This is a genomic window from Streptomyces sp. NPDC056948 (genome assembly GCF_042674225.1).
GTDB classification, from domain to species: domain Bacteria; phylum Actinomycetota; class Actinomycetes; order Streptomycetales; family Streptomycetaceae; genus Streptomyces; species Streptomyces purpurascens.
Genome location: NZ_JBHUQX010000706.1, coordinates 1 through 2,687, shown reverse-complemented (window position 1 = coordinate 2,687; position 2,687 = coordinate 1). Strand labels below are relative to the sequence as shown.

At 72.3% G+C, this 2,687-nt stretch carries 4 protein-coding genes; 1 reads left to right on the top strand and 3 read right to left on the bottom strand.

Going from position 1 to position 2,687, the window contains the following annotated elements; translation table 11 throughout:
* Positions 1–121 precede the first annotated feature (121 nt).
* Positions 122–1,222, bottom strand: coding sequence for a Vms1/Ankzf1 family peptidyl-tRNA hydrolase (locus ACFTZL_RS43795; RefSeq protein ID WP_382595890.1), 1,101 nt, complete (start codon positions 1,220–1,222; stop codon positions 122–124).
* A gap of 63 nt (positions 1,223–1,285) precedes the next feature.
* Here ACFTZL_RS43795 and ACFTZL_RS43790 point away from each other — a divergent pair, with 63 nt between their 5' ends.
* Complete coding sequence (locus ACFTZL_RS43790) at positions 1,286–1,573, top strand: DUF6158 family protein (RefSeq protein WP_382595887.1); 288 nt, start codon at positions 1,286–1,288, stop codon at positions 1,571–1,573.
* Positions 1,574–1,608: 35 nt separating this feature from the next.
* On the opposite strand, the gene ACFTZL_RS43785 is transcribed toward ACFTZL_RS43790, so the two are convergent.
* Both ACFTZL_RS43785 and ACFTZL_RS43780 read right to left on the bottom strand, forming a co-directional pair.
* Positions 1,609–2,151, bottom strand: a complete 543-nt coding sequence (locus ACFTZL_RS43785) for a type 1 glutamine amidotransferase domain-containing protein (RefSeq protein ID WP_382595884.1) — start codon at positions 2,149–2,151, stop codon at positions 1,609–1,611.
* A gap of 64 nt (positions 2,152–2,215) precedes the next feature.
* A complete protein-coding gene (locus ACFTZL_RS43780) occupies positions 2,216–2,647 on the bottom strand; it encodes a CBS domain-containing protein (protein ID WP_382595881.1) in 432 nt (143 codons plus the stop codon).
* Positions 2,648–2,687: the final 40 nt, after the last annotated feature.

Here is a 2,687-nt window from a genome sequence, read left to right as displayed (position 1 = left end):
CCCCTAGCGGGCCGCAGCCCCTAGGGGCGCGGGGAACTGCGCGACCAGCCACCACGCACCCGCACCCGCACTGCGGCAAGCACCCCTACGGCGATGAGGCGCACCACACCGGCCGGCCGGCTCACTTCCAGCGGAGCAACGCCCCGAGTCCACCCACCGGCGCCTCCTCCTCCGCAACCGCCAGCGCGGGCGCATCCGTGGCCACCGCCGACCGGATCAACGCGTCATCCGCCCGGGCCGGCCACGAGTGCTGCTCGCCGAGGATCTTCAGATCCGTGCGCCGCACCGCCACCTGGTCCGGGTCCTCGCCGATCCACACCTCGCGGTGCGCGTCCGGCCCGTTCGGCCTGATCAGCAGTTCGTCGATACGGTGCTCACGTGCCGCCTCGATCAGCGCGGGCACGCCCTCCACGGCCCGGGCCCGGCCCTCGTCGTCCGGGCTCCGGCCGGCCCGGAACCGCTCCAGTTCGGCCTCGGCCTGCCACGCCACATGCTCGGCGCGGGCCCGCTCCACGTCCGCGTCGAGGAGCCGACTGCCGCTGCCGTGCGGCGCCTCGACGACCAGACCGTGCAGCCGCTTGGGCAGCCGGTCGTGCACGGACCGCCGCTCCCGGTCGTCGCCCACGAGAATCAGCAGGTCGGCCTGCGTCTCCTCCTGGCACACGGCGAGCGCGTCGGCGATCTCCGCGGCGTTGTGCTCCCAGGTGTTCTCCACCCGCAGCTGGAAATGCCGCTCGGACCAGTCCGCGGAGCCCGTCCGGTGCACCGGCCACCGGCGCCCGGTGACGCCCCCGGCGTCCTCCCGGCTCAGTGCGCTGCGCAGCTCGAAGTCCGCGCCCTTGCGGTCGACGTAGGCCACCACGCAGACCGGGTCCTCGCCGGCCAGCTCCAGCAGGGGTGTGGCGCGCGGCAGCGGGGCCCATTCGGCCCAGTCACCGGCCTGCGGGGGGCGGGCCAGCGGCAGGTCCAGGACGAGCTCCCCAGCGCGGACGAAGAGGGCCCGGCCGTGCGGCTCGGAGGAGTGTCGCAGATCCTCGATCGCGTTCTGCACGGCCCCGCAGGTCGCCTCGTCCGCGCCCTGCGCCGCAAGCTGCCTGGCCATAGCCTGGGCCGTCAGCCGCCGCTCGTGAGGCGTGTCCTCCGTGTGCCGGGAGGTGTCGACGTACACAGAGGCCCAGGGGCCCGAGTGTTCGTAGAGTGGGTGCAGAAAGGCGAGATCCATGGCTCCCTCCCGGGTGCCGATCGGGTGTGGTGCTCAGTTGCACCGGGCGGGTACCCGTACCGCATGAACGAACACGACGAGCGGGGCGACACCATGACCGGAGTGGACCCTGACCGGCTGGACGACCAGCAGCTCATGAAAGAGCTGGAGACCATCCACCGCACGCGCCACGACACGCTGCTGTACGGGTCGAACGACGCGCTGCGCGCCCACAACGAGCGCATGGCGCAGCTCGAGGGCGAGTTCCTGCGCCGCAACCCGCGCCGCCCGGTGGCCGCGGGCCGCACACGCGAAGGGGCCCGGGAGCGGGGGAGCGGGGATTCGGCGACTCCCACGACCCCCGGCACCTGAGCCCCTCGAAGGGCACGCGCCCGGCGGCAGCGCGTTCAGCCGGCCTCCTCGGCGAACACCTCGAGGAAGGTCTCGCAGAACGCCTTCAGGTCGTCCGGCTTACGGCTGGTGACCAGCTTGCCCGCGCCGTGGTCGCAGACCTTGACCTGCTTGTCCACCCAGGTGCCGCCCGCGTTGCGGATGTCCGTTCGCAGACTCGGCCAGGAGGTCAGCTCCCGCCCGCGCACGACGTCCGCCTCGACCAGCGTCCAGGGCGCGTGACAGATCGCGGCCACGGGGCGGCCCTGCTCGAAGAAGTCCCGGACGAACGCGACGGCCTTGTCGTCCATCCGCAGAAAGTCCGGGTTGGCCACACCGCCCGGCAGCACCAGCCCGCCGAACGAGTCGGGCGCGGTCTCGCCCACCACCTCGTCCACGGGAAAGGTGTCCGCCTTGTCGAGGTGGTCGAACGCCTGGATCTTCCCCTGCTTCGTCGACACCAGCACCGGCTCGTGACCGGCGTCCTTCGCCGCCTGCCAGGGATCGGTCAGCTCGATCTGCTCGACGCCCTCGGGTGCGACCAGAAACGCGATACGCATGTTGCTCAACGTCCTTTCCCGGAACCGTTCTTCCCGGTGCTGATCTCCTTCGCCTGGTCCGTGCTCACGCACCACCCCGAGCGTCCGGCTCGGCGCGGCTGATGTCGGCGAGCGCCGACGCGGGGTCCTCGGCCTCGGCCAGGTCGCCGAGGCTCACCATGCCGACCGGCAGTCCGTTCTCCACCACCGGCAGCCGGCGCACCGCGTGCTCGCGCATCAGCGTGGCCGCGGTCGCCACCCGGTCGTCCGGTGACACCGTCACCGGATCCGGCGTGCACACGGTCTGCGCGCTCACCGTCATCGGATCGGCGCCGTCGGCGACGGCCCGCACCGCGATGTCACGGTCGGTGAGCACTCCGATCACGTCCTGCCCGTCGGCGACGACCACGTCGCCGATGTTCTGCGTGCGCATCAACTGTGCCGCCTCGACGAGCGAGGCGTCCGGGCGCACGGCGACCACACCCGGAGTCATCACGTCCTTCACCAACTCGGCCATCACTGGGGCCCTCTCTCCGTTCCCAGGTCGGCAGGGGTAC

Excerpts from the sequence above, each read along its gene's own strand:
- ACFTZL_RS43795 (WP_382595890.1), bottom strand. The coding sequence starts at position 1,222 with ATGGATCTCGCCTTTCTGCACCCACTCTACGAACACTCGGGCCCCTGG.
- ACFTZL_RS43790 (WP_382595887.1), top strand. The coding sequence starts at position 1,286 with ATGAACGAACACGACGAGCGGGGCGACACCATGACCGGAGTGGACCCT.
- ACFTZL_RS43785 (WP_382595884.1), bottom strand. The coding sequence starts at position 2,151 with ATGCGTATCGCGTTTCTGGTCGCACCCGAGGGCGTCGAGCAGATCGAG.
- ACFTZL_RS43780 (WP_382595881.1), bottom strand. The coding sequence starts at position 2,647 with ATGGCCGAGTTGGTGAAGGACGTGATGACTCCGGGTGTGGTCGCCGTG.